Origin of the sequence: Pseudomonas cucumis (genome assembly GCF_030687935.1) — a bacterium.
Taxonomy (GTDB): domain Bacteria; phylum Pseudomonadota; class Gammaproteobacteria; order Pseudomonadales; family Pseudomonadaceae; genus Aquipseudomonas; species Aquipseudomonas cucumis.
This window is the reverse complement of the sequence record NZ_CP117454.1, coordinates 1,781,929-1,805,794: the sequence shown is the minus strand read 5'-3', so window position 1 is coordinate 1,805,794 and position 23,866 is coordinate 1,781,929. Positions and strand designations below refer to the sequence as shown.

Genomic DNA, 23,866 nt, shown 5'->3' with positions numbered 1-23,866 from the left:
CTGATACCACTCAATGCCGAACCAGTTTCTCCATCGCCGCATCCGCGAGAAAGGAGGAGCGGCTTTTGACATTGTGCTCTCGCACATAACGATCAATGCGCTGGATCACGTAACCAGGCAGCGTCACGTTGACCTTCTCGGTCTTGCCCAGATACGGCGAGATGTCGAGTTCCAGCATCCCCCAACCCATGTCGGCAAATTCCGGATTCTCGCGGTGCGCAGCCGCTGAGGTCGGCATCGGAATTGACTCCCCGGCTGCCATGATCTCCTGCAGCATGATGTGGGCAATTTCGACCGCCGCGTTGTAAGCATCTTCAAACGTATCCCCGGCCGTAACGGCACCAGGAATATCGGGGATCTGAATACCGATGGCGGTGTTCTCGTCGCCCCACTCGATACAGATTGGGTACTGCATTATGGATCTCCTGCCAAACTGGCTCCCGGGCAATAAAGCCCGGCTCGCCTCCTGATGCTTTTGACCGTCCCGACCGGTAAATCCTTCTTCGGATGAGGGACGGGTATCGTGTAAGGGTTGTAACGGTGAGTGAAGATGTGATGACTGCCGGTGACCCGATCCAATGCCCAGCCCGCCTCTATCAGTTCCTTGATCAATAACCTGCTCTGCACCACCAGCCTCCTTGCTCCGGCCCAAACAAAAGTAACCCTAGAGTTACTTTTACTCAAGCACAAAAATCCGGATCACGACGCTCGGTTGTTTTACAGGGTGTTGATTTGAGCGGACCTACGAAGGCTCGGTCGTTTGTCGATTACGTCCAGACCTTGCTGAAAAAGAGCCTTAAACAAGCTCTGGTTTCGTTTATTGCGATTTTCGTATGATTCGAATAGCCTTCCAGCATCGCTACTCAGAATGTTGGAGTTTCATCATGTCCTTAGTCATCCACCCACCGATAAACCTGCCCATGGCGCGCGAAATTCAGGCCGCTATCGAAGGCCAGCGTGCCCTCGCTGCCTATCTCGCGACTCAATTCGAAACCCAACGCATCCAGATTTTCGACGAGCAGAATGAAGCTCACAGCGTAGAACTGCCCACTTCAGCCCTTCGATTGCTGGTCGACATCCTGGCGGCATTGGCAGAAGGCAATGCGGTAAAGGTCGTCCCGGTTCACGCGGAACTGACCACCCAGGAAGCGGCTGACTTGCTCAATGTCTCACGCCCGCACCTGATCAAACTGCTGGAGTCCGGCGAGTTGTCCTACCACAAAACCGGCAAGCACCGACGTGTGCGCTTTGCCGATTTGATGGACTATAAGAACCGGCGCGACACCGCCAGCGAGCAAGCAATGACGCTTCTCGCCGAGCAAGCACAAGCGTTAAGGACAGGATACGAGTGAGGCACTCCCCTTTTACTGCTGTATATGACGCATGTGTTTTGTACCCCGCTCCCTTGAGAGACTTTCTGATGTGGCTCGCGCTCTCCGGACGTTTCAGGGCGCGATGGTCACTGGAGATACACAACGAATGGAAGCGCAATCTGCTGAAAAACCGCCCGGACCTGACAACAGAGCAACTGGATCGCACGTCCGACTTGATGGATCAGGCCGTACCCGATGCTTGCGTATCCGGTTATGAAAAGCTGATCGAAGGGCTCACACTGCCCGACATCGATGACCGACATGTTCTGGCTGCCGCCATACGCTGCAACGCCAGTGTCATCGTGACGTTTAATCAGAAAGACTTTCCCGATGAAACACTCGGACCTTTTGGCATCGAGGCGCAGCATCCTGACGAATTCGTCGATAACCTCTTTGACCTGGACCCGGCAGCGGTTGTCGCAGCAGCACAACGGCAACGCAAACAGCTAAAGATGCCGCCGATGGATGTCGGCACCTATCTGGATCTGCTCTTGCGCCAAGGCCTGATTCAGTCGAGCAAGGCGTTGACCCACTATCGAGCGATTCTTTAATCGCCTCTCACAAAGCACAAAAAGCAAAACGGCGATCCTCAGATCGCCGTTTCCATTCACTGCCCGAATTTTCTGCCTAACCCACTCGGCACGCCATGGATATTCGTCTCTTCCCACGGCCCGTTCGGGCTGATCGAGCGGCTCCAGCCGTTGTTCCAGCGGTAGTAGGTGCGCTGGCGGTAGAAGGTATTGGTCTGATCATCGAGAACGTAAACACCGAGTTTCGCGTCCCAATGACTGTTGCCCCCCGGTGGCGGGGCGAAGCTGGCGGAGGTGCGCGGCACGGGTTTTGACGGTTTGACCGGGGTGCTTGGTTTACTCGGTACCGTCGGCGGAGGCGGTTTGGTGCTTGGCCCCGAAGGCGGAATCGGCGGCAGCCGTTCGGGTTCGTACTCCTGGACCGCACAAGCGCTTAGCCCCAAAACCATCATGCTGAGGAGAGTGATACGAGCGAAGGCGGTCATGGTGGCGTTTCCTGTTATTTATCCGGGCTGTCGATGGTCAGTTTTTGCTGCGCGGTGGTGCTGGTGGCCAAGGGTTGGCTGCGACCGATCCATTCGCCGGCAGTCGGTTGGCCGGCGCGGGAGATACGCGCAACCAGTTGGACTTCAGGGAAGTTCGACAGTTTCAACTGCGGCATCATGGCGTCGGCATCCCCCAGCTCCACAGTCGCCGGCAAGTCGGCAACGGTCAGACGCTTGGCGGCCAGCGGCGCGGGCGGGCCGGAGATGGCGCGGGCGAAGATGAACACGCTGTCACCCGGCAAGACCTTGGCTTTGAGCTCTGGCGCCAGATCGACATGCACTTTGAGCAGTGCCGCAGCTTTGGCCACAGGCGCCTGGGCAACCTTGCCACCGCTGGCTTCAAGCTTCTCGGCGGCCCGAGTGATACCGCCTTGCAGTGCGACGCGGGATTGGTCTTCCGGCGGCAGTTGCGCCAGCAGGCGATTCCAGTAGTCGATGGCGTCCTGGTAACGCTCGCCTTCGAAAGCCGCGATCCCCAGCAAACCGAGGCTGGTGACTTCCTTAGGATCAGCTTTCAGCGCTTCGTCAGTCAGAGCCTGGACCTTGTCCGACCACTTCTTGCCGTCGGCGAAATATTGCGCCTGGGCCCACTGCCCGAGCAGTTCCGGCTGACGACCCGCCAGGGCCACGGTGCGCTCGAAGATCTTCGCCGCATCGCCCGGACGGTCCTGAGCCATGTAAGTGCGGCCGAGGAAGTACAGGCCTTCGGCCGAATCCGGTTGAGCTGCGACCGCACGCTCCAGGCGACGGGTCATTTCTTCCATCGACTGCGGCGCCTGGGCGAACTCGCGGGTCAGCTCGACTTTGTCGCTGGCGCCGAAATGCAGGTACAGTCCAAGGCCCAGTATTGGCACCAGAATCGCCGCCAGCAATGGCAACGGCTTGCCCAGACGCGACACGCGCGGCGCCTCGACGCCTTCGGTGTCGGCGAGCAGTTCACGGGCAGCTTCGGCGCGGCCGGTGTCCATCTGTTCGGCGTTGAGCACGCCCTCTTCCTGCTGAGTCTGCAACTCAGCCACGCGCTCCTGATAAAGCGCGACGTTCAGTGCCGTGCGGTCCTCTTCAAGCTGAGCACGGCGACCACGCAGAACGGGGATCAGCAGAAAACTCAGGGCAACCAGGAGCAGCAGGCCTGCAGCGAGCCAGAAATCAATCATTCTTGGTTTTATCCAACAGGTGGTCGAGGCGCTCGCGCTCCTCGGCAGAAAGCGTGTCCGGGCTGTCAGTGCGTTGCACGCGACGACGGCGGACGATCACGGCGATGATCACAAAACCGCCCAGCAGCAGGCCGGCGGGGCCGAACCAGAGCAGTGCGGTTTTGGCGTTGAGGGCGGGTTTGTAGCGGACGAAGTCACCGTAGCGGTCGACCATGAAATCGATGATTTGCTGGTTGTCCTTGCCCTCGCCGAGCATGCGGAAAATCTCTTTGCGCAGGTCAGCGGCGATCGGTGCGTTGGAATCGGCGATGTCCTGATTCTGGCACTTGGGACAACGCAACTCTTTGGTCAGCTCGCGAAAACGCTCGCGGTCGCCTTCTTTGGCGAACTCATAGGTGTCGATGGCCGCATGGGTCACACCGGCCATGCTCAAACCCAGCAGGGCGGCGGCGATCCAGCGCTTCATGGCTTGGCCTCGTCGACCAGCGCCTGATACTTGGCCGCCAGTTTTTCACGCCAGACTTGTTCGTCGATCACGCCGACGAATTTGTCGCGGATGATGCCCTTGGCGTCGATGAAGAAGGTTTCCGGTGCGCCGTACACACCGAGGTTCAGGCCCAGGGTGCCGGCATCGTCACGAATGTCCAGTTGATAGGGGTTGTGGAACTCGGCCAGCCACTTCAAGGCATCGGCGTTGACGTCCTTGTAGTTGACGCCGTAGATCACCACGCCCTTCTCGGCCAGTTTGTTCAGCACCGGGTGCTCGACCCGGCAGGAAATGCACCAGGTACCCCAGACGTTGACCAATGCCGGTTTACCCAGAATGTCCGCTTTGGTCAGGGTTTTGTCACCCTGCACCGAGGGCAGCGAAAACTCCGGGAACGGTTTGTTGATCATCGCCGAAGGCAGCTCGGCCGGGTTCAGGTACAGACCCCGATACAGGAAAACAGCAACCACCAGAAAAATCGCCAGTGGCAACAACATCAACCAACGTCTCATGCGGTGGCTCCCGTCATGCCGAGCGCTTCACGCACGCGGCTTTTCACCTTGACCCGATAACGACGATCCAGCGCCGCCAGCAACCCGCCGAGACCGGTGAGCAACCCACCGAACCAGATCCAGCGCACGAACGGTTTGACGTGCACGCGGACCGCCCAGGCGCCCTCGCCCAGCGGCTCGCCCAGGGCGACATAAAGGTCACGGGTGAAACCGGCGTCGATCCCGGCTTCGGTCATCACCGAGTTCTGCACGGTGTACAGGCGTTTTTCCGGGTGCAGCACGCTGATTTCCTTGCCATTGCGGATCACCCGGATGGTGCCTTTGTCGGACGTGAAGTTCGGCCCTTCGAAGTGCTTGGCGCCTTCGAACACAAATTGATAACCGGCCAGGCTCATGGACTCACCCGGCGCCAGGCGCAGATCACGCTCGGCACTGTTCTGGCTGGACAACACGACACCCAGCGCGCACACGGCAATGCCCAAATGCGCGATTTGCATGCCCCAATAACTGCGGGTCAAGGTTGGCAGACCTTTGATCAGGCCTTTGTGACGGGTCTTGTCGAAGATATCCCGCACACCGGCCAACAACACCCAGGCAGCCAGCATGAACGTCGCCAGCACCGCCCAGTTGAAATCGCCGTAAGCGACACCGGCCACCACGGCCAGCGCAGCGCTGCCGAGCAACACCGGGGTCAACATGCTTATAAGCCATTTGACCGGGGTGTCTTTCCAGCGCACCAGCATGCCAACCGCCATCACCACCATCAGCAACGCCATCAATGGAATGAACAGCGCGTTGAAGTACGGCGGGCCGACCGACAACTTCGCGCCGGTCATCGCGTCGAGAATCAACGGGTACAAGGTACCGAGCAGGATCATCGAAGCGGCCACCACCAGCACCAGGTTATTGCCCAGCAGCAGGGTTTCCCGAGACCAGAGGTTGAAGCCGACATGGCTCTTGACCACCGGAGCGCGCAGGGCGAACAGCGTCAGCGAGCCACCGACCACGAACAGCAGGAAGATCAGGATGAACACACCGCGCTCAGGATCGGAGGCAAAGGCATGAACCGAGGTCAGCACGCCGGAACGCACCAGGAAAGTCCCGAGCAAACTCAACGAGAACGCGGCGATGGCCAACAACACCGTCCAGCTCTTGAACACGCCACGTTTTTCCGTGACCGCCAACGAGTGAATCAGCGCCGTGCCCACCAGCCAAGGCATGAAGGATGCGTTTTCCACCGGGTCCCAGAACCACCAGCCGCCCCAGCCGAGTTCGTAGTAGGCCCACCAGGAGCCCAACGTAATACCGATACCGAGGAAAGCCCAGGCGACGATGGTCCACGGACGCGACCAGCGTGCCCACGCCGCGTCGAGACGACCGCCCAGCAGCGCGGCGATGGCAAAGGCAAACGCCACGGAGAAACCGACATAGCCCATGTACAGCATCGGCGGGTGAACGATCAGGCCGATGTCTTGCAGCAGTGGATTGAGGTCGCGCCCATCCGTCGGCATCTGCGGCAGGATCCGGGCGAAAGGGTTGGACGTCAGGATCAGGAACAGCAGGAAACCGGTGCTGATCATGCCCATCACCGCCAATACGCGAGCCAGCATCACTTGCGGTAATTGCCGGGAGAACACCGACACTGCGAAGGTCCAGCCGCCGAGGATCAGTGCCCATAGCAGCAACGAACCTTCGTGAGCGCCCCAGACGGCGCTGAATTTGTAGTACCACGGCAAGGCGCTGTTGGAGTTGCTGGCGACGTAAGCGACGGAGAAGTCGTCCGCCATGAACGCGTAAGTCAGGCAACCGAAAGCGAACAGCAGAAACGCGAACTGCCCCCAGGCGGCCGGCTGGGCCAGGCTCATCCACAAGCGATCGCCGCGCCAGGCACCGAGCAACGGCACCACGGCTTGAACCAGCGCGAAACACAGCGCCAGGATCATGGCCAGGTGGCCCAATTCAGGGATGAACAGCCCTGAACTATAGAGAGCAGAAGTCATCAATTAACCCTCTTTCGCAGGAGTGGGCGCCGACTGGCCGCTGTCTTTCAGGGCCTTGGTCACTTCCGGTGGCATGTACTTCTCGTCGTGTTTGGCCAGCACTTCATCGGCCACCACCACGCCGTCAGCGTTGAGCTTGCCGAGGGCGACGATGCCCTGCCCTTCGCGGAACAGATCCGGCAGGATGCCGCGATAACTGATGGTTACGGATTTGTTGAAGTCGGTGACGATGAATTTCACGTCCAGGGAATCGCCGGAACGTTGCAGCGAACCTTTCTCGACCATGCCGCCCGCGCGAATACGTGTGTCTTGCGGCGCTTCGCCGTTGGCGATCTGGGTCGGGGTGTAGAACAGATTGATGTTCTGCTTCAAGGCGCTCAAGGCCAGGCCAACGGCAGCGCCGACACCGATCAGGATCGCGAAAATAATGATAAGACGCTTTTTACGCAGCGGATTCACTTGCCGTTCTCCCGACGCAGACGACGCGCCTCTTGTTGCAGATACCGCTTGCGGGCCAGGATCGGCGCCGCCACGTTGAGGGCCAGCACCGCCAGGCTTATGCCATAGGCTGACCAGACATACAGGCCGTGATGGCCCATGGCGAGAAAGTCGCCGAATGAAGCGAAACTCATCGAGCGGCCTCCAGACTGTTCTGCACTTCGGTTTTCACCCAGCTCGCCCGGGCTTCGCGCTTGAGCACTTCAAGGCGCATGCGCAGCAACAGCACGGCGCCGAAGAAACAGTAGAAACCCAACACCGTCAGCAGCAGTGGCAGCCACATCTCGACCGGCATCGCCGGTTTTTCGGTGAGGGTGAAAGTCGCGCCCTGGTGCAGGGTGTTCCACCACTCCACCGAGTATTTGATGATCGGGATGTTAATCACGCCGACGATCGCCAGTACCGCGCAGGCCTTGGCCGCGCTGTCACGATTGCTGATGGCGTTGCCCAGCGCAATAAGACCGAAGTACAGGAACAGCAGAATAAGCATGGACGTAAGTCGCGCATCCCAGACCCACCACGAACCCCAGGTCGGTTTGCCCCAGATCGCGCCGGTGACCAGCGCCACGGCGGTCATCCAGGCCCCGATCGGCGCGGCGCATTGCAAGGCGACGTCGGCCAGTTTCATCTTCCAGACCAGCCCGACGATGCCGCACACGGCCAGCATCACGTAGATGGACTGCGCCAGCATGGCGGCGGGAACGTGGATATAGATGATCCGAAAGCTGTTGCCTTGCTGATAGTCCGGCGGCGCGAAGGCCAGCCCCCAAACCACGCCGACGCTAATCAGCAGCAACGCCGCGACGCTCAGCCACGGCAGCAATTTGCCACTGATGCCGTAAAACCATTTGGGCGAGCCGAGCTTATGAAACCAGGTCCAGTTCATTGCTATTTCCATCACGGGTGCCGCACGTTGTCACGAGCAGCCAGGGTCTTTACTGATCAAATTTTGATCAGACCTCATTATTCGCCGACGCTGATCTTCAGGCCAGCAGCTATTGCAAAAGGTGTCAGGGTTATCGCCAGGGCGGTCAGGCTACCAAGCCACAAGAGATAACCGGTCGCCGGCATGCCCTGCAATGCCGCCTGCAAGGCGCCACTGCCGAGAATCAACACCGGGATGTACAGCGGCAGAATCAACAGTGCCAGTAACAGGCCACCGCGCTTCAATCCTACCGTCAACGCAGCGCCCACCGCACCGAGCAGGCTCAGCACCGGTGTACCCAGCAATAAAGAAAGCAGCAACACCGGCAGACAAGCGGCAGGCAAACCCAGCATCAACGCCAGCAAGGGTGCGAGCAACACCAGCGCCAGGCCGGAAAACGCCCAGTGTGCCAGTACCTTGGCCAAAACCAGAATAGGGAGGGGGTGCGGCGAAAGGACCCACTGCTCAAGCGATCCGTCTTCGAAATCACTGCGGAAGAGCCCGTCCAGCGAGAGCAAGACCGATAAAAGTGCTGCCACCCATACCAGTCCCGGGGACAAGGTTTGCAACAATTGAGGCCCGGCGCCGACCGCCAACGGGAACAAAGAGACGACGATGGCAAAGAACACCAGCGGATTCGCCAATTCGGCAGGGCGGCGGAACAGCAAACGTGCCTCGCGGGCGACCAACAGGCCGAAAACACTCATACGGCCCAGTTCCCCAAATCAATGTCGCGATAGCCGGCCGGCATCCGGGTCAGGGTGTGGTGAGTGGTCAGCACCACCATGCCACCCCGCTCGCAGTGCGCAGCCAGGTGTTCTTCGAGTTGCGCCACGCCTTGTTTGTCGAGCGCGGTGAACGGCTCATCGAGGATCCACAGCGGCGGGCTGTCCAGATATAACCGCGCCAGGGCCACGCGACGTTGCTGACCGGCCGACAAGGTGTGGCAGGGAACATCCTCGAACCCGCGTAGCCCAACAGCCGTCAACGCCTGCCAGATCGCCTCATGGGAGGCCGGTTGATGCAAGGCGCAGAGCCAACTGAGGTTTTCCTCGGGGGTCAGCAGGTCTTTGATACCGGCGGCGTGGCCGATCCACAACAGGTTGCGCGCCAGTTCGCTGCGTTGCACGTGCAGGGGCTGACCGTTTAGCAATACTTGACCGGCGGTCGGGTGCATCAAACCGCATAGCAGACGTAAAAGGCTGGTCTTGCCGCTGCCGTTGGGGCCGCTGATCTGCAACATTTCGCCACTGGCCAGTCTCAATTCGAGATTTTCGAAGAGCAGCCGAAGGTCTCGCTCACAGGCAAGGGCAACGGTTTGCAGGACAGGACTGGTCAAGAGATCACGGGCCTTTTGCGGTTCAAGTCGGCGGCAGAGCGGCCGCTAAAGAGATGCAGCATAGATGCATTGGCGGCTTGTTCTAGGGAGCCAGGTCAAACAAATGCAATGTTTTCGCCACTCCCCGAAAGACGGGCGGCATTATACATGCCATGCCCGACTCTAAAGAGTGCATTTTCCTCAGGTTGTGACCGCGTATGACAGGCGAAATGAACATCCTCCCGCTGCCGCAGACCACACCCGCGACTTCACGTCCGCTGGTGGTCAGTGGTGATCTACTCAAGTTGCTGACGCCGATGGAGGGCCTGATCTCCGTTGGGCAAACCGCCAAGGCTGAAGTGCTCTCGCTAAAGCAGGCGGATCAGACCTTTCAACTGTTGCTCAAAGTCACCCTCGACAGCGGCCGCCAGACCACGGTCCAGGCCACCAGCACTCAGCCGTTGCCCCAGGGCACCAGCCTGGCGATCACCCAGCCATCGGCAGGCAGTCTGGCGGTCACGGTGCAACAGGCCATCGCCTCCAGCGTCGCCACCCTCACCCGCATCGACACGGCGCAACTGCCGGTCGGCACCTTGCTGCAAGGCAAAGTGCTGACCTCTCAGGTCATGCCGCAGGTGCCGGGTCAGCCGACGGTGTTTCGCTCGATGGTGAGCCTGCTTAACACCGCGCTGAGCGGCAGCACGCTGAGTATCGACAGCCCGACGCCCCTGCGTATCGGTACGTTGCTGAGCGCCTTGGTGCAGGATACCCAGACCCTGAAATTCGTCCCGTTGAGCAACCGCCAGGAACAGTTGGCGGTGACGCAACAATTGGTCAGCCAACAAAGTCGCCAGGGCTCTCTGGATGGCTTGCTCAAAGTCCTGCAAAACCTGCCGCCATCGGATCAGACCTCCAGCGACCTGCGCGCTGTCGTCGACAAATTGCTCGCCGGCCTGCCGGACGTTCAGCAACTGAGCACGCCCAAAGGCCTGGCCCAGGCGTTGGCCAATAGCGGCCTGTTCCTCGAAGCGAAACTCCTCGCCGGTCAAAACCCGACGCTGACGCCTGACATGAAAGGCGATCTGCTCAAGCTCATCGCACAACTGACGCCGGGGCTACCGGCCAACACCAATCTCAACGCGATCCTCGCCGCCAATACACTGGCGCAAGCGCTGCCCGGTTTCGTGCGCAGCGCTCTCGGCATGCTGGGGCAAGTCAGCGCCAAACCGCTGCCGACCAGTTTCCCGCTCCCCGAGCGCCTGCTGCAAAGTCAGGACGGTGAAGGCGATCTGGAGCACTTGCTACGTTTGGCAGCAGCGGCCGTCTCGCGCCTGCAAAGCCATCAACTGTCGAGCCTGGAACAGACCGGCCTCACCGACGACGGTCGCCTGCTCAGCACCTGGCAACTGGAAATCCCCATGCGCAACCTGCAGGACATCGTGCCATTGCAGGTCAAATTCCAGCGTGAAGAAGCGCCCGAGAAAGAACAACCTCACGAACGCCGCGACGAACGCGAACCCAAACAACAGTTGTGGCGCGTCGAACTTGCGTTCGATATGGAGCCATTAGGGCCGTTGCAGATTCAGGCTCAACTGATCAAAGGCAGCCTCTCCAGTCAGCTGTGGGCCGAACGGCCGTACACCGCGAGCCTGATCGAAAGCAATCTGGCCGGGCTGCGCGAACGCCTGCTGGCCTCAGGCCTGAACGTCGGCGATCTGGATTGCCACCTCGGCACACCGCCACAAGGCCCTCAAACCCGCCTCGAACAACGCTGGGTCGACGAAACCGCATGAACGAATCCACCGCACCGCGCCAGGCCATCGCCCTCAAATACGACGGCACCCACGCCCCTACCCTCACGGCCAAAGGTGATGAGGAACTGGCGGAAGCCATTCTGCAGATTGCCCGCGATTATGAAGTGCCGATCTATGAAAACGCCGAACTGGTGAAACTGCTGGCGCGGATGGAATTGGGGGAGAGTATTCCGCAGGAGTTGTATCGCACGATTGCCGAGATCATTGCGTTTGCGTGGAATTTGAAGGGGAAGTTCCCAGAGGGACAGAACCCGGATACGCCGATGGTCGAGAAGGACATTACCGAGTGCGGTGAGGACTTTTGAACCTGGGACTCGTCTGACTCAAGGTTCTCACTGCTGTCTACCGCTCGTCGAAACTGTCAGATCTGATAGTTGCGAGGCAACTCGCTGTTGTCGCCAGATAGGCAGACAGCGTCGACAAACTTGATCCCGGCGCTACCCTTATCAGGAGCGCTCCGATGACTTTGACCTCCAAACCTGATGGCAACTCTAGGAACAGTAGTTCGCTGGCACTTGGTGCTCCACATATTCCCGAATTGATCAGTCCAATAGATGGCGATGAAGGCTACCATGGCGGCGTTGGTGCTAAAGCCCTGAACGCCGACCTGCTCGTCATCGTTAATCCTTGGCATGATATGGAGATCGGCCAGAGTTGCCTTCTCTTCTGGGATGACGACAAAACCCCCTACCACACGGAGGTTATCGATTCGCCCGAAGAGCTTTCCAAACCAATTCTCTTCCATCTACCGGCAAACCATATCCTGGATGGAAGCGCATCCCCGGTTTTTTATCGTATCAAACGCCTCAGCGGAAACGAGGCCGACTCGTTCAAGTTCAACGTTTTGATCAAACGCACGCTACCGGGAGGCATTCTCGACAAACCTGAACCACTAGGTCATCCCGGACTGCGTTATATCTTCATTCCGGATATCAAGGATGGTGTCGACAGTGAGATGGCAAAGCAGGGTATTGCCATGCGTATCGAGCCTTATCAGAACATCACCGTGTTCGACCGCATCGTCGCACGATGGGGTAATGAAGAGCAGGTGATCCACTACCCCGTCACTGCCGAGCAAATCAGCGATCCGCAAAACCATCCCATTCTGATCAAGTTCGATGAACAACTGATCAAGCGCGCGGGTGATGGCAAGCATTCGATTACCTATCAGGTGATCGACCGCTGTGGAAACCGTCCGCATGACTATGCACCGTGGGCAATTCCCACTGAAGTCAGTGTAAATGCGAACCGCATTCCGGCACCGACCGTGACAGGTGAGCAAGGAGGGGTGCTGGATCCTGCATACGTCACAAATATCCAGGTAGTCGCTTCCGGTATCGGGCTGATCGCTGGCGACAGAGTCCGAGTTCACTGGCAAGGACGGGGTGAACGCGAGACGGCAGCCAAGACATATCCAGGAAGCGGAACATTGGAGTTTCCGATACTGCTTGCCTGGGCCAACGAAAGCGACCAGAGCTCTGTCAGCATCACCCTGCGCGTGGAACGTGCAGGAATAAAACTTGTTTCCGAGTCTAAACCCTTAAGCATCAAAACCACGATCATCCTCGATCCACCCAAGGTTCTGGAAGCCTACGGCGCGCAAGGCGACCGTTTGAAAATGGTCGATATTTATTATGCGAGGCATGTAACGGTTCAGATTCGACAATATGTGGGAATGGCCATCGGGCAAACCATTCGGGCGCGCTGGGCTGGCCCTCGAATCACCTATGACAGCGCAATCACAACGGTAGAGAACGTTGGACCGATGAACTTCATTGTCCCTCGCATGGAAGTGGTTGATGCCATCGGCAGCCTTGTTCCAGTCAGCTACACCGTACGTACCTTTCCCAGTGGCCCCTTGCATCGATCTGCGGCATTGCCGCTGGCCGTGGATCCTCAAGCATTCGTTCTAACACCTCCTCGACTGACTGCGGATCAGACGACGGTGACTATTCGATACACTGGAATGGCTACCGGTTACCACGCAAGAGTACGTATCACCGGGGTGGTTACCCGCTACACGGAATGGCAAAACCTGGAAACAGGCGTCACCGCAGAGTTCTTAATTCCTCAAAGTTGGATTGTTGAAAACAAAGGCAAAACCGTATTGATCAACTATAGCGTCAACCGTCCGGGCATCGATGAACACAGCATGTTTTCCCAAGTACTGAGAGTAGCGCTGTAACATCACCTACCTGATTGTGTACGGGTACAACGAGCAATCACCTTTCCGAATGGAGTTCGACAACCATGAACGCAGAACCGAAGGAACTTAATCTGACTGCTCCGAAAGTGCTCGAAGCCTATGGCTTCGCCGGGGATCGTTTAAACTTCAACGACGTTTATAACAGCACACATATCAACATACAGGTCCCACATTATGTCGGCATGGATCAGGGTCATACCGTCCGGGCTCGATGGGCAAGCGGCCGCTATACGTACAATACGGAAACCTTGACGATTGGTATTCCGGCACCGCAGAACTTCAAAATTCCTCGTCTGGAGGTCATCGACTCCATCGGCAGCCTGGTAACCGTCAACTATAGCGTTCGCACCGCGCCCGGCACCCCGCTCATCATCTCAAAATCGCTAACGCTGAACGTCGATGCTCAGGATTTTGACTTGATTGAACCCAGGCTTTCCGTGGACAGGAAAAAGGTGACTGTCAAGTTTGTTAACATGGGTCCCGGCTACACAGTTCGAGTCCGCTGGCATGGCACAATTGTCCACGACACAGAGACCAAACCGATTGTAGATAACTCATCGATGGCGTTCGATATTCCTACGAGTTGGATTCAAGAAAACATGGGAAAGCTGGTATTAATCAACTACAGCGTTCATCGTTCCGGCACGAAAAATAACCTGATGTTTTCACAGCTGTTAAGAGTAATGCTGTAACCCAGCTCCGCCGCCGGAGCACTCAAAAGCCAATCCATCGCTAATGGATTGGCTGTTTATTCAATACCCGTAGGAGACCGTCGACACAGCCCTCACCTGCCGGAAACTCATTGCGCTTGATCTTCTGGAAAAAAATCAAATCTCGCCTGCCCACCTTCAAAGGTTACACGGATCACAGGTAGATACTGAGTTGTCATATTAAAATAATCCTGCTGCATGTATTGAGCACCGGCACGGGCCGCCTCAGGATTAGCGGATTGAACGTAAATAAAAGCCTCTAAAGGTAACTGTCTTGGGATCCCGGGAGGCCAGGCAGCTATCTCCACATTGTTAGCCCAATTCAGATTGATGAGGTCATCAAAATTATTTCGAGCCTGGAGGAAAATCGAAAATTGATCCCTGCTTGGCCCGAGTGCACACTGATGAAAGTATCTATTACCTATATCTACTGAGTGAAAGTGCTCTTTCCACTTTGCCAGTGTATTAACACCTATTTCCGGGCAGGATTCACCAGCATTTGGAAAATAATCGTGATGACCGCACGACTGCACTCGATGCGAAGTGGCTCCATCCGTAGGAAACGAACAACGTACAGGTGTCGGATAAGAGCCAATTTTATTTGCAACCTCTAGGCTCTTGAATACAAATCCCTGACCTTCACCAATGTAAAGCTTCTCCATGCGTACATCACGACGAAGATAAGAAAATGAAACACCATTACGAGCTATCGAATTATCGCTCGGGTCCCACGCGTGATAATTCGGCGTTGCTTTTGTGGTCCTAACCAAAACACCACTACACAAATAAGCCGCTGCATCTCCGCAACTGTCCGAGACATTCTCATAGCGCGCATTCAGCTGTTCAGCGACTGCCTCGCCAAAGACTTGATCGACCGCAGAGAAGCTGAAAACATTCTTATCTGTCGCCGCGAGACTCAATTTGACAATAGGAACATACAACGAGGTTGCCAGATAATACTCACGCTGAAATTTCTGCGCATCGACTAGTTTGGCCGGAGCCGACGCCTCGTAAAACACCGCCTCAATGGGCAGTTTTTCCGGCTTACTCTTATCCCAGGTTTCAACCAGCACTTCCATCGGTTTAGCCGCCCAGGTCGCATCAACAAGGCCATGCGCTTCGAGGCTGGCCTTGAACTGTCCCGCCACCATCGTGCTCAGCGAACACTGATTCTTCGGTAATGAACTATGTTCCTGAAAATTTTTCAACCAGGCAGCAGCCGTTATTGCAGGAACTACCAACTTTGCACAATTGGCAAGATCCGCGTCCAGTTGTACCGCCTTAGGTGCAAATCCACACCCGTGATCTGCCCGGACATCAAGCGATTCGGTTGGAAAAGGGAAAATACAACGCAGGTTCAGAGCTTTACCTTCCGCCAGCGCCGAAGTTTGATCTTTTAATATGAAACCGCTTTTCCTGTTACCATTCAATGTTGTACTGCCAATATCGGCTCGGATATAAGTGAAGACCACTGAGCCCAATGTTGTTGCTTTTGACCCATAATCCCAAAATTTGAAAAATGCGCTGTAGTCTACCGCCCGCAAGGTAATACCGGAACAGTAGTAGGCTGGCAAACCGTTCAAACACTGCGCAACATTACTCATGTACTTGGCATTCAAGTCCGTTACCAATGCCTGGCCGGACATGGCATTGACACTAGCGGCAAACCATATCGTTAAAAACAAGAGACATTTCATATTCACACTCCCGATAAAATATATTTAATCTTGAGTATGTTGAGTGCCGCAGAACGGCATCTACTGTCAGTTCTGACAGTTCCGACAAACGGTTATTCGCGCATAATAAAAAGATCGCAGCCTTCTTCAACTCCTACAGGTAATTACGAACCCATGTAGTAGCTGCCGAAGGCTGCGATCTTTGATTTTGTGTGTAGTGCGTAGCTTCTAGCTGCTTCTGTGCAACTTGCTCATCAACTCCGCCTCAGCCTGGGTCAACCCGCAAGACTGAGTCAGTTCATCGACGCTGGCCCCCATCCCCACCAGACGCGCGGCCTGGGCGAATGAAAGGCTCGACGGATCACGCTGTTCCAACTGAGCCAGTTTGTCCGGCAACGGGCCGACGACGGCGCGCAGTTCGTGCAGGTCTTCACCCATGCGCACGTTGCCGTTCTGGTAGTCGTCGACCCGCTTGGCCAGGTCCTTGATGCGCTGATCGCGCAGCGCATCGCCCTCGGCCTGTTGCGTGGCGATCTGCCGCTGGGCGCGGATGTACGCCAGGAACATCGCCAGCGTGCCTGCCCAGAAGAGGAACAGGACAATGACAGCTACCTCAAGAATCAATCAGATACTCTCCAGTTCCGACCATTCTTCTTCGCTCATCATCTTGTCCAGCTCGACCAGGATCAGCAGTTCGTTGTTCTTGTTGCACACGCCTTGAATGAACTTGGCGGACTCTTCGTTACCGACGTTCGGCGCGGTCTCGATTTCCGACTGACGCAGGTAAACCACTTCGGCCACGCTGTCGACCATGATCCCGACCACTTGCTTGTCGGCTTCGATGATGACGATACGGGTGTTGTCGCTGATCTCGGCATTCATCAGGCCGAAGCGCTGACGGGTGTCGATCACGGTGACGACGTTACCGCGCAGGTTGATGATGCCCAGCACGTAGCTCGGAGCACCCGGGACCGGGGCGATTTCGGTGTAGCGCAGGACTTCCTGAACGCGCATCACGTTGATGCCGTAGGTTTCGTTGTCCAGCTTGAAGGTTACCCATTGCAGGATCGGATCTTCGGAACCCTTTGCAGCTGTCGCCTTATCATTCATACCCTGACCCCTCAAAAAACCGCCCTGGCGGTGTGTGTTCAGTGCACCGGCACTTGAAGTGCCGATGCGTGTTTTTTATGTCGGTTTGTGGCTCGGCTTACTGCCGCCCATGTGCTTCGCCCCGCCGCTGGCGATCAATTCGGCCAGTTCGGCGACATCGAGCAAGGCGCACATGTGTTCAATCACCGTGCCGGCAAGCCATGGCCGCTGACCCCGGTGACTTCTCCATTTGATTTCGTTCGGGTCCAGGCGCAATGAGCGGCTGACCTGGTGCACCGCCAGCCCCCACTCATAGCCCTGAACCGAAATAACGTATTGCAGGCCCTGGCGGAAATCATCGCGGTAGCGGTCCGGCATGACCCAGCGAGCGGTATCCAGCACTTTCAGGTTACCGGCCTGGCTCGGCAGGATCCCGAGGAACCATTCCGGCTGACCGAACAACGGCGTCAGCTCGTGACCGGCCAAAGAGTAAATCGAGCCCAGGCATACCAGCGGCACCGCCAGGGTCAACCCGGCGACGTCGAACAGCAGGCATTCGAACGGCTCGGCCGCCCAGGCCGGACGACCGTCGGTTTCCACCGGCGGCGGTGTGTTGCTCGGCGGCAGATGAACTTCCACCAACGGCGGCACCAATGCTTGCAGCAACGGCGCAATCGTCGACACGGGCGCCAGAATCGGTGCCGGCGCTTCGATCACGGTCACCGGTGCTTTCACCACTGGCGCGACGATGGGGGCTGCGGCCACTGCGGGTGTCTGCGCATCACGCGCCTGCTCTTCGAGCACCGCCGCCTGGAACTCGTCCAGAGCAGCTTCAGCCTCGACAACCTCGGGCAGCGCCTCGACTTCAGGCAACAGCTCTTCGGTCGCGTCCTGCAGCAAGCCATCCAGATAAGACTGAAGGGCCAATTGCGGGCGCGAGGTGATCTTCACCGGCCGAGTCACAGGCACACTCCCTCTGTAGGAGCTGCCGCAGGCTGCGATCTTCTGACCATTTCAGGAACGCCACAAAGCAAGATCAAAAGATCGCAGCCTGCGGCAGCTCCTACAGAGATAATTGGGTTCATGTCAGGCCACCTGCGGAACAAGTTGCTGGGCCAACAGGTGCTTGAGCAGTGCGCGGTAGGCGAGAACGCCGCGACTCTTGCCATCGAATTGCGAAGGCGTCAGCCCTGCCCGGCTCGCGTCACGCAAGCGGGTGTCGATCGGGATGTAGCCTTGCCAGATTTCTTCCGGGTACTTGTCGCGCAGCACGCGAAGGGTGCTGAGGGAAGCCTGGGTGCGGCGGTCGAACAGGGTCGGTACGATGCTGAACGGCAGCGCCTGTTTGCGTGAGCGGTTGATCATCGCCAGGGTGTTGACCATGCGCTCCAGGCCTTTGACGGCCAGATGCTCGGTCTGCACCGGAATCACCAACTGCTGGCTGGCCGCCAAGGCATTGACCATCAGCACGCCGAGCAACGGGGGGCTGTCGATCACGGCGTAATCGAAGTCCTGCCACAACTGCGCCAGGCTCTTGGCGATCACCAGCCCCAAACCACTCTGCCCCGGCGACTGGCGCTCAAGGGTTGCCAGCGCGGTGCTCGATGGCAACAGGGAAATGCGTTCGTCACTGGTGGGCATCAGCAACTGACCGGGCAAGCCTTGCGGCACGCTGCCCTTGTGCAGAAACAGGTCGTAACTGCTGTGTTCCAGGCTGTCGGGGTCGTAACCGAAGTAGCTGGTCATGGAGCCGTGCGGGTCGAGATCGACCACAACCACGCGCTTGCCCGCCTCAGCCAGCAAACCGGCTAAAGCGATGGAGGAAGTGGTTTTACCGACACCACCCTTTTGATTGGCGACTGCCCAGACTCTCATTCGGATTGTTCCTCCCGGTCAAAAAGGTCGACCGAGAAATAGCTCAACGTATTAATGCGGGTGACGGAGAATTGACGGCGCTCTCTCGTCCCGGCGACTTGACCGGAGCCGGTGCAGTTTGTGTGCCAGCCCGCTTCAACGCGGCATCCGGTTGTGCATGAGCCGTTCCGGTACCGGTGAGGCTGCGGCGTACATCGAGATTTCGTGAAACAACCAATACCACCCGACGGTTGCGCGCGCGGCCTTCGGCGGTGGCGTTGTTGGCGACTGGCTGGAACTCGCCGTAACCCACCGACGCCAGACGACCGGGGTTTACACCCTGCATCGCCAGCATGCGCACGATGCTCGCCGAACGCGCTGAGGACAGCTCCCAGTTGGTCGGGTATTGCGCAGTGCGAATCGGCTGATCGTCGGTAAAACCTTCGACGTGGATCGGATTGTCGAACGGCCTGAGAATCGCGGCGACCTTGTCGATGATGTTGAAGGCGATGTCGCTGGGCATGGCATCGCCGCTGCCGAACAACAGGCTGGAATTGAGCTCGATCTCGACCCACAACTCATTGCCGCGCACGGTCATCTGGTTGGAGCTGATCAAGTCGCCGAATGCCGCGCTAATGTCATCGGCAATGCTTTTGAGCGGATCGCTGGCACCGGCGATGCCGGCATCGACCTGCTCGCTGTCCTTGACCAGCGGCTTGGCCGGGGTCACGGTTTTCGGCCGTTCTTCGCCGATGGGGATCGGCTTGAGGGCGCGATCGGAGTCGGTAAACACCCCGATCAGCGCCTCGGAAATGACCTTGTACTTGCCTTCGTTGATCGAAGAAATCGAGTACATCACCACGAAGAAAGCGAACAGCAACGTAATGAAGTCGGCGTAGGAAACGAGCCAGCGTTCATGGTTTACGTGTTCTTCAGGTTGCCTGCGACGTGCCATGGTTCATTTCCCCCATCAATCCATGAAGCCCTGAAGCTTCAACTCAATAGAGCGAGGGTTTTCACCTTCGGCGATCGACAGGATCCCTTCCAGCAACATCTCGCGATAACGCGACTGCCGCAATGCGATGGATTTGAGCTTGGCGGCAATCGGCAGCAGCATCAGGTTGGCACTGGCCACGCCGTAAATGGTGGCGACGAAGGCGACGGCAATACCGCTGCCCAGTTGCGACGGATCGGCCAGGTTGCCCATGACGTGGATCAGGCCCATCACCGCACCGATGATGCCGATGGTCGGCGCGTAGCCGCCCATGCTTTCAAAGACTTTGGCGGCTTCGATGTCGCGGCTTTCCTGGGTGTAGAAGTCCACTTCCAGAATGCTGCGAATCGCTTCCGGCTCAGCGCCGTCCACCAACAATTGCAGGCCTTTGCGCGAGTAGCTGTCGGGTTCGGCGTCGGCCACCCCTTCCAGTCCGAGCAAACCTTCCTTGCGGGCGGTCAGGCTCCAGTTCACGACGCGATCGATGCCGCCGGCCAGGTCCACGCGCGGAGGAAAAAGAATCCAGGCGAGAATCTGCATGGCGCGCTTGAAGGCGCTCATCGGCGATTGCAGCAGCGCCGCACCGACGGTCCCACCGAGCACGATCAACGCTGCCGGGCCGTTGGCCAACGCGCCGAGGTGACCACCTTCAAGGTAGTTGCCGCCAATGATGGCGACGAACGCCATGATGATCCCGATAAGGCTGAGTACATCCATCAGAGACACGCCTCGACCAGGTGTCGGCCGATATCGTCCAGGCTGTACACCGCGTCTGCGAGCTCGGCTTTGACGATCGCCATTGGCATGCCGTAGATCACGCAGCTGGCTTCATCCTGAGCCCAGATCGCACTGCCGCCCTGCTTGAGCAGACGCGCGCCTTCGCGACCGTCGGCGCCCATGCCGGTCAGGACCACCGCCAGAACTTTGTCGCCGTAGGACTTGGCCGCGGAACCGAAGGTGATATCCACGCACGGTTTGTAGTTCAGACGTTCGTCGCCCGGCAGGATTTTCACCGCGCCACGACCGTCGATCATCATTTGCTTGCCACCCGGAGCCAGCAGCGCCAGGCCTGGACGCAGGATGTCGCCATCCTCGGCTTCCTTGACGCTGATGCGGCACAGCTTGTCCAGACGTTCGGCGAAGGCTTTGGTGAAGGCTGCCGGCATGTGCTGGATCAGCACGATCGGTGCCGGGAAGTTGGCCGGCAACTGCGTCAGAACCCGTTGCAGGGCAACCGGGCCACCAGTGGAGGTACCGATGGCGACCAGTTTGTAGGCTTTGCGTTTCGGCGCCGGAGACGACGGCGTCGCTGCATGGGTGCGAGCCGGAATCGGTGCCGGTGCCGGACGCGCAGGCGCGCTGCTGCCATAGCTGCTGACGCTCGAAGGCGCAGGTGTCGGGGCTGGCGCAACCACCGGGGCCGGGGTGCTGTAAGTACTGGCGCGACGATTACTGCGCGAGATGCTGAGAATCTTCTCGCACAGCAGTTGCTTGACCTTCTCCGGGTTACGGGAGATGTCTTCGAAATTCTTCGGCAGGAAGTCCACCGCGCCGGCGTCCAGCGCATCGAGGGTGACTCGCGCGCCTTCGTGAGTCAGCGAGGAGAACATCAACACCGGGGTCGGGCAGCGCTGCATGATGTGCCGCACCGCCGTGATGCCATCCATCATCGGCATCTCGTAGTCCATGGTGATCACGTCTGGCTTGAGGGCCAGCGCCTGATCGATCGCCTCTTTGCCGTTGGTCGCCGTACCGACGACCTGGATATTCGAATCCGCTGAAAGAATTTCCGAGACGCGGCGGCGGAAAAACCCCGAATCGTCCACCACCAGGACTTTGACTGCCATAAACACTCCGTTAGACGGGGCGAGGCTCAGTCGCCCCGCTCCCCCAGAATCAAATACGCCGTGCGGCGTAACGCTTGAGCATGCTCGGGACATCGAGAATCAGCGCAATGCGGCCGTCACCGGTGATGGTGGCGCCGGACATGCCCGGGGTTCCCTGGAGCATTTTGCCCAATGGCTTGATGACCACTTCTTCCTGGCCCACCAACTGGTCGACGACGAAGCCGATCCGCTGAGTGCCCACCGAAAGGATCACCACATGGCCTTCGCGCTGCTCTTCGTGAGCGGCGGAGCTGACCAGCCAGCGCTTGAGGTAGAACAGAGGCAGTGCCTTGTCCCGCACGATCACCACTTCCTGGCCGTCCACCACGTTGGTGCGCGACAGGTCGAGGTGGAAGATTTCATTGACGTTCACCAGCGGGAACGCGAACGCCTGGTTGCCGAGCATGACCATCAGCGTCGGCATGATCGCCAAGGTTAACGGGACCTTGATGACGATCTTCGAGCCCTTGCCCTTGGTCGAGTAGATATTGATGGTGCCGTTGAGCTGGGCGATTTTGGTTTTCACCACGTCCATGCCCACGCCGCGCCCGGAGACGTCGGAAATCTCGGTCTTGGTCGAGAAACCCGGCGCGAAGATCAGGTTGAAGCAATCGGACTCGCTGAGACGGTCCGCCGCATCCTTGTCCATCAGGCCTTTTTTCACGGCGATACCGCGCAAAACATCAGCGTCCATACCCTTGCCGTCATCGGAGATGGACAGCAGGATGTGGTCGCCTTCCTGTTCGGCGGACAGGATCACTTTGCCACTGCGGGGCTTGCCCATCGCTTCGCGATCAGCCGGCTCTTCGATACCGTGGTCGACCGAGTTGCGCACCAAGTGGACCAGCGGGTCGGCCAGGGCCTCGACGAGGTTCTTGTCGAGGTCGGTTTCTTCGCCGACCAATTCCAGGTTGATCTCTTTCTTGAGCTGGCGAGCCAGGTCGCGAACCAGACGCGGGAAGCGCCCGAAGACTTTCTTGATCGGCTGCATCCGGGTCTTCATGACCGCGGTTTGCAGGTCGGCCGTGACCACGTCGAGGTTCGACACGGCCTTGGACATGGCTTCGTCGCCGCTGTTGAGGCCCAGACGGACCAGGCGGTTACGCACCAGTACCAACTCGCCGACCATGTTCATGATTTCGTCGAGACGCGCGGTATCGACCCGCACGGTGGTCTCGGCTTCGCTGGCCGGTTTTTCCGGTGGTGGCGCAGACGGGGCACGGGCAGGAGCCGGTGCAGCAGCGGCGGCCGGTTTCGGCGATTCGACTTTTGGCTCGGGCGCTTTGGCCACAGGTTTCGCAGCCGGTGCTGGCGCCTTGGCGACAGGAGCAGAAACCACTGCGCCAGTGCCAACCTCGGTGAACTTGCCTTTGCCATGCAATTCGTCGAGCAGCGATTCGAACTCATGATCGGAGATCAGATCGTCGCCGGCCGCTTTAGCGGTTGGCGCAGCCGGGGCCGGAGCCGAAGCAATCGCCGACTCCAATGCATCGACGGCAAAGTTGCCTTTGCCGTGCAACTGATCGAGCAGTGCCTCGAACTCGTCGTCGGTGATGTCGGAGCTGTCCCCTGCCGCTTTCGGGGCAGCCGGTGTGGTAGGCGCTGCGACCACGGCATCGGCGGCGAACTGGCCTTTGCCGTGCAATTGATCGAGCAACGACTCGAACTCGGCATCGGTGATTTCGTCGCTGGTTGCCACATCGGCGGCAGGCGGCGGAACAACCACGGGAGCCTCGGCCTGAGCCTTGACGGCATTCAGCGAGTCCAGCAGTTGTTCAAATTCGTTATCGGTGATGTCGCCTGATTCGCTTTCGGCGGCAGGTGCTTGCACCGCTTCAGCAACAGGCGCCGCTTCGTCGGCGGTTTGCGGCTCGGCCAGACGGGCCAGGGCAGCCAGTAATTCAGGCGTGGCAGCCGTGATCGGGCTGCGCTCGCGGACTTCGCTGAACATGCTGTTCACCGCGTCCAGTGCTTCGAGAACCACGTCCATCAGTTCCGAGTCGACGCGTCGTTCACCCTTGCGCAGGATGTCGAACACGTTCTCGGCGATGTGACAGCACTCCACCAGCTCGTTGAGCTGGAGGAAGCCGGCGCCCCCTTTTACAGTGTGAAAACCGCGAAAAATTGCATTGAGCAAATCCGCATCATCCGGCCGGCTTTCCAGCTCGACCAGTTGCTCGGACAGTTGCTCTAGAATCTCGCCGGCCTCAACCAGGAAATCCTGAAGGATCTCTTCATCGGCGCCGAAGCTCATTAAGGGGGTGCTCCTACAGGTCTAAAAACCTAAAAAAC

27 protein-coding genes are annotated in these 23,866 nt (G+C 58.4%); 6 read left to right on the top strand and 21 right to left on the bottom strand.

The window, feature by feature from the left end:
• Positions 1 to 10 precede the first annotated feature (10 nt).
• Positions 11 to 415, bottom strand: a complete 405-nt coding sequence (locus PSH97_RS08190; RefSeq protein ID WP_305448790.1) for a type II toxin-antitoxin system HicB family antitoxin — start codon at positions 413 to 415, stop codon at positions 11 to 13.
• On the bottom strand, positions 415 to 627 hold the full coding sequence (locus tag PSH97_RS08185; protein ID WP_038979643.1) for a type II toxin-antitoxin system HicA family toxin: 213 nt from the start codon (positions 625 to 627) through the stop codon (positions 415 to 417). Before PSH97_RS08185 ends, PSH97_RS08190 begins: the two co-directional genes overlap by 1 nt.
• A 257-nt stretch (positions 628 to 884) precedes the next feature.
• On the opposite strand from PSH97_RS08185, the gene PSH97_RS08180 reads away from it, so the two are divergent.
• Together PSH97_RS08180 and PSH97_RS08175 are read left to right on the top strand one after the other, a co-directional pair.
• The gene (locus PSH97_RS08180; RefSeq protein ID WP_305448789.1) at positions 885 to 1,352 is read left to right on the top strand and encodes a helix-turn-helix domain-containing protein; all 468 of its coding nucleotides are present in this window, start codon (positions 885 to 887) and stop codon (positions 1,350 to 1,352) included.
• The gene (locus PSH97_RS08175; RefSeq protein WP_305448788.1) at positions 1,349 to 1,924 is read left to right on the top strand and encodes a PIN domain-containing protein; all 576 of its coding nucleotides are present in this window, start codon (positions 1,349 to 1,351) and stop codon (positions 1,922 to 1,924) included. Before PSH97_RS08180 ends, PSH97_RS08175 begins: the two co-directional genes overlap by 4 nt.
• 56 nt (positions 1,925 to 1,980) lie before the next feature.
• Here PSH97_RS08175 and PSH97_RS08170 read toward each other — a convergent pair whose 3' ends face one another.
• The 10 genes from PSH97_RS08170 to ccmA all read right to left on the bottom strand — a co-directional run bounded on the left by PSH97_RS08170 (position 1,981) and on the right by ccmA (position 9,366).
• On the bottom strand, positions 1,981 to 2,388 hold the full coding sequence (locus tag PSH97_RS08170; protein WP_305448787.1) for a hypothetical protein: 408 nt from the start codon (positions 2,386 to 2,388) through the stop codon (positions 1,981 to 1,983).
• Positions 2,389 to 2,402: 14 nt separating this feature from the next.
• Positions 2,403 to 3,605, bottom strand: coding sequence for a c-type cytochrome biogenesis protein CcmI (gene ccmI, locus PSH97_RS08165; RefSeq protein ID WP_305448786.1), 1,203 nt, complete (start codon positions 3,603 to 3,605; stop codon positions 2,403 to 2,405).
• Entirely contained in the window at positions 3,598 to 4,071 is a 474-nt protein-coding gene (locus tag PSH97_RS08160) for a cytochrome c-type biogenesis protein (protein ID WP_305448785.1), read from the bottom strand. The genes ccmI and PSH97_RS08160 overlap by 8 nt, the downstream gene beginning before the upstream one ends.
• A complete protein-coding gene (locus PSH97_RS08155) occupies positions 4,068 to 4,604 on the bottom strand; it encodes a DsbE family thiol:disulfide interchange protein (protein WP_305448784.1) in 537 nt (178 codons plus the stop codon). The genes PSH97_RS08160 and PSH97_RS08155 overlap by 4 nt, the downstream gene beginning before the upstream one ends.
• Positions 4,601 to 6,604, bottom strand: a complete 2,004-nt coding sequence (locus PSH97_RS08150) for a heme lyase CcmF/NrfE family subunit (RefSeq protein ID WP_305448783.1) — start codon at positions 6,602 to 6,604, stop codon at positions 4,601 to 4,603. The genes PSH97_RS08155 and PSH97_RS08150 overlap by 4 nt, the downstream gene beginning before the upstream one ends.
• Before the next feature lie 3 nt (positions 6,605 to 6,607).
• Positions 6,608 to 7,063, bottom strand: a complete 456-nt coding sequence (ccmE, locus tag PSH97_RS08145; protein ID WP_305448782.1) for a cytochrome c maturation protein CcmE — start codon at positions 7,061 to 7,063, stop codon at positions 6,608 to 6,610.
• Positions 7,060 to 7,236, bottom strand: coding sequence for a heme exporter protein CcmD (ccmD, locus tag PSH97_RS08140; RefSeq protein WP_007894243.1), 177 nt, complete (start codon positions 7,234 to 7,236; stop codon positions 7,060 to 7,062). Before ccmD ends, ccmE begins: the two co-directional genes overlap by 4 nt.
• A complete protein-coding gene (locus PSH97_RS08135) occupies positions 7,233 to 7,988 on the bottom strand; it encodes a heme ABC transporter permease (RefSeq protein ID WP_305448781.1) in 756 nt (251 codons plus the stop codon). The genes ccmD and PSH97_RS08135 overlap by 4 nt, the downstream gene beginning before the upstream one ends.
• Positions 7,989 to 8,065: 77 nt before the next feature.
• Entirely contained in the window at positions 8,066 to 8,734 is a 669-nt protein-coding gene (gene ccmB, locus PSH97_RS08130) for a heme exporter protein CcmB (protein WP_008072659.1), read from the bottom strand.
• The gene (ccmA, locus tag PSH97_RS08125) at positions 8,731 to 9,366 is read right to left on the bottom strand and encodes a cytochrome c biogenesis heme-transporting ATPase CcmA (protein ID WP_305448780.1); all 636 of its coding nucleotides are present in this window, start codon (positions 9,364 to 9,366) and stop codon (positions 8,731 to 8,733) included. The genes ccmB and ccmA overlap by 4 nt, the downstream gene beginning before the upstream one ends.
• A gap of 197 nt (positions 9,367 to 9,563) precedes the next feature.
• On the opposite strand from ccmA, the gene fliK reads away from it, so the two are divergent.
• From fliK to PSH97_RS08105, 4 genes are all read left to right on the top strand, one after another.
• Complete coding sequence (gene fliK, locus PSH97_RS08120; protein WP_305448779.1) at positions 9,564 to 11,138, top strand: flagellar hook-length control protein FliK; 1,575 nt, start codon at positions 9,564 to 9,566, stop codon at positions 11,136 to 11,138.
• Positions 11,135 to 11,464 carry an EscU/YscU/HrcU family type III secretion system export apparatus switch protein gene (locus PSH97_RS08115; RefSeq protein WP_305448778.1) on the top strand — a complete coding sequence of 110 codons (330 nt, stop codon included), beginning with the start codon at positions 11,135 to 11,137 and terminating at the stop codon, positions 11,462 to 11,464. Before fliK ends, PSH97_RS08115 begins: the two co-directional genes overlap by 4 nt.
• 155 nt (positions 11,465 to 11,619) lie before the next feature.
• Positions 11,620 to 13,344, top strand: a complete 1,725-nt coding sequence (locus PSH97_RS08110) for a hypothetical protein (protein ID WP_305448777.1) — start codon at positions 11,620 to 11,622, stop codon at positions 13,342 to 13,344.
• A 65-nt stretch (positions 13,345 to 13,409) separates the two neighbouring features.
• Complete coding sequence (locus PSH97_RS08105) at positions 13,410 to 14,057, top strand: hypothetical protein (RefSeq protein ID WP_305448776.1); 648 nt, start codon at positions 13,410 to 13,412, stop codon at positions 14,055 to 14,057.
• A 107-nt stretch (positions 14,058 to 14,164) separates the two neighbouring features.
• On the opposite strand, the gene PSH97_RS08100 is transcribed toward PSH97_RS08105, so the two are convergent.
• The 9 genes from PSH97_RS08100 to PSH97_RS08060 form a co-directional block, all read right to left on the bottom strand.
• The gene (locus PSH97_RS08100; RefSeq protein ID WP_305448775.1) at positions 14,165 to 15,772 is read right to left on the bottom strand and encodes a hypothetical protein; all 1,608 of its coding nucleotides are present in this window, start codon (positions 15,770 to 15,772) and stop codon (positions 14,165 to 14,167) included.
• A 207-nt stretch (positions 15,773 to 15,979) separates the two neighbouring features.
• Positions 15,980 to 16,375 (bottom strand): DUF2802 domain-containing protein, encoded by a 396-nt coding sequence (locus PSH97_RS08095; protein ID WP_305448774.1) that lies wholly within the window; start codon positions 16,373 to 16,375, stop codon positions 15,980 to 15,982.
• Positions 16,376 to 16,861, bottom strand: coding sequence for a chemotaxis protein CheW (locus PSH97_RS08090; RefSeq protein ID WP_007980742.1), 486 nt, complete (start codon positions 16,859 to 16,861; stop codon positions 16,376 to 16,378).
• 75 nt (positions 16,862 to 16,936) lie between these two features.
• Entirely contained in the window at positions 16,937 to 17,803 is an 867-nt protein-coding gene (locus tag PSH97_RS08085; RefSeq protein WP_305448773.1) for a CheW domain-containing protein, read from the bottom strand.
• 123 nt (positions 17,804 to 17,926) lie between these two features.
• Positions 17,927 to 18,715: a ParA family protein gene (locus PSH97_RS08080; protein ID WP_305448772.1), complete on the bottom strand. Its 789-nt coding sequence runs from the start codon at positions 18,713 to 18,715 to the stop codon at positions 17,927 to 17,929.
• Between the two features lie 43 nt (positions 18,716 to 18,758).
• Complete coding sequence (motD, locus tag PSH97_RS08075; protein ID WP_305448771.1) at positions 18,759 to 19,649, bottom strand: flagellar motor protein MotD; 891 nt, start codon at positions 19,647 to 19,649, stop codon at positions 18,759 to 18,761.
• Positions 19,650 to 19,664: 15 nt separating this feature from the next.
• Entirely contained in the window at positions 19,665 to 20,405 is a 741-nt protein-coding gene (locus PSH97_RS08070; protein ID WP_305448770.1) for a flagellar motor protein, read from the bottom strand.
• Entirely contained in the window at positions 20,405 to 21,535 is a 1,131-nt protein-coding gene (locus PSH97_RS08065) for a protein-glutamate methylesterase/protein-glutamine glutaminase (protein WP_305448769.1), read from the bottom strand. Before PSH97_RS08065 ends, PSH97_RS08070 begins: the two co-directional genes overlap by 1 nt.
• 49 nt (positions 21,536 to 21,584) lie before the next feature.
• A complete protein-coding gene (locus tag PSH97_RS08060; RefSeq protein ID WP_305448768.1) occupies positions 21,585 to 23,828 on the bottom strand; it encodes a chemotaxis protein CheA in 2,244 nt (747 codons plus the stop codon).
• Positions 23,829 to 23,866 lie beyond the last annotated feature (38 nt).

Bases quoted from the DNA above. Each gene is read 5' to 3' on its own strand.
- PSH97_RS08160 (WP_305448785.1), bottom strand. From the start codon at position 4,071: ATGAAGCGCTGGATCGCCGCCGCCCTGCTGGGTTTGAGCATGGCCGGT.
- PSH97_RS08150 (WP_305448783.1), bottom strand. From the start codon at position 6,604: ATGACTTCTGCTCTCTATAGTTCAGGGCTGTTCATCCCTGAATTGGGC.
- PSH97_RS08070 (WP_305448770.1), bottom strand. From the start codon at position 20,405: ATGGATGTACTCAGCCTTATCGGGATCATCATGGCGTTCGTCGCCATC.
- ccmI (WP_305448786.1), bottom strand. From the start codon at position 3,605: ATGATTGATTTCTGGCTCGCTGCAGGCCTGCTGCTCCTGGTTGCCCTG.
- PSH97_RS08180 (WP_305448789.1), top strand. From the start codon at position 885: ATGTCCTTAGTCATCCACCCACCGATAAACCTGCCCATGGCGCGCGAA.
- ccmD (WP_007894243.1), bottom strand. From the start codon at position 7,236: ATGAGTTTCGCTTCATTCGGCGACTTTCTCGCCATGGGCCATCACGGC.
- PSH97_RS08060 (WP_305448768.1), bottom strand. From the start codon at position 23,828: ATGAGCTTCGGCGCCGATGAAGAGATCCTTCAGGATTTCCTGGTTGAG.
- ccmB (WP_008072659.1), bottom strand. From the start codon at position 8,734: ATGAGTGTTTTCGGCCTGTTGGTCGCCCGCGAGGCACGTTTGCTGTTC.
- PSH97_RS08155 (WP_305448784.1), bottom strand. From the start codon at position 4,604: ATGAGACGTTGGTTGATGTTGTTGCCACTGGCGATTTTTCTGGTGGTT.
- PSH97_RS08170 (WP_305448787.1), bottom strand. From the start codon at position 2,388: ATGACCGCCTTCGCTCGTATCACTCTCCTCAGCATGATGGTTTTGGGG.
- PSH97_RS08115 (WP_305448778.1), top strand. From the start codon at position 11,135: ATGAACGAATCCACCGCACCGCGCCAGGCCATCGCCCTCAAATACGAC.
- PSH97_RS08080 (WP_305448772.1), bottom strand. From the start codon at position 18,715: ATGAGAGTCTGGGCAGTCGCCAATCAAAAGGGTGGTGTCGGTAAAACC.
- PSH97_RS08065 (WP_305448769.1), bottom strand. From the start codon at position 21,535: ATGGCAGTCAAAGTCCTGGTGGTGGACGATTCGGGGTTTTTCCGCCGC.
- fliK (WP_305448779.1), top strand. From the start codon at position 9,564: ATGACAGGCGAAATGAACATCCTCCCGCTGCCGCAGACCACACCCGCG.
- PSH97_RS08105 (WP_305448776.1), top strand. From the start codon at position 13,410: ATGAACGCAGAACCGAAGGAACTTAATCTGACTGCTCCGAAAGTGCTC.
- PSH97_RS08190 (WP_305448790.1), bottom strand. From the start codon at position 415: ATGCAGTACCCAATCTGTATCGAGTGGGGCGACGAGAACACCGCCATC.
- PSH97_RS08100 (WP_305448775.1), bottom strand. From the start codon at position 15,772: ATGAAATGTCTCTTGTTTTTAACGATATGGTTTGCCGCTAGTGTCAAT.
- motD (WP_305448771.1), bottom strand. From the start codon at position 19,649: ATGGCACGTCGCAGGCAACCTGAAGAACACGTAAACCATGAACGCTGG.
- PSH97_RS08110 (WP_305448777.1), top strand. From the start codon at position 11,620: ATGACTTTGACCTCCAAACCTGATGGCAACTCTAGGAACAGTAGTTCG.
- PSH97_RS08090 (WP_007980742.1), bottom strand. From the start codon at position 16,861: ATGAATGATAAGGCGACAGCTGCAAAGGGTTCCGAAGATCCGATCCTG.
- PSH97_RS08135 (WP_305448781.1), bottom strand. From the start codon at position 7,988: ATGAACTGGACCTGGTTTCATAAGCTCGGCTCGCCCAAATGGTTTTAC.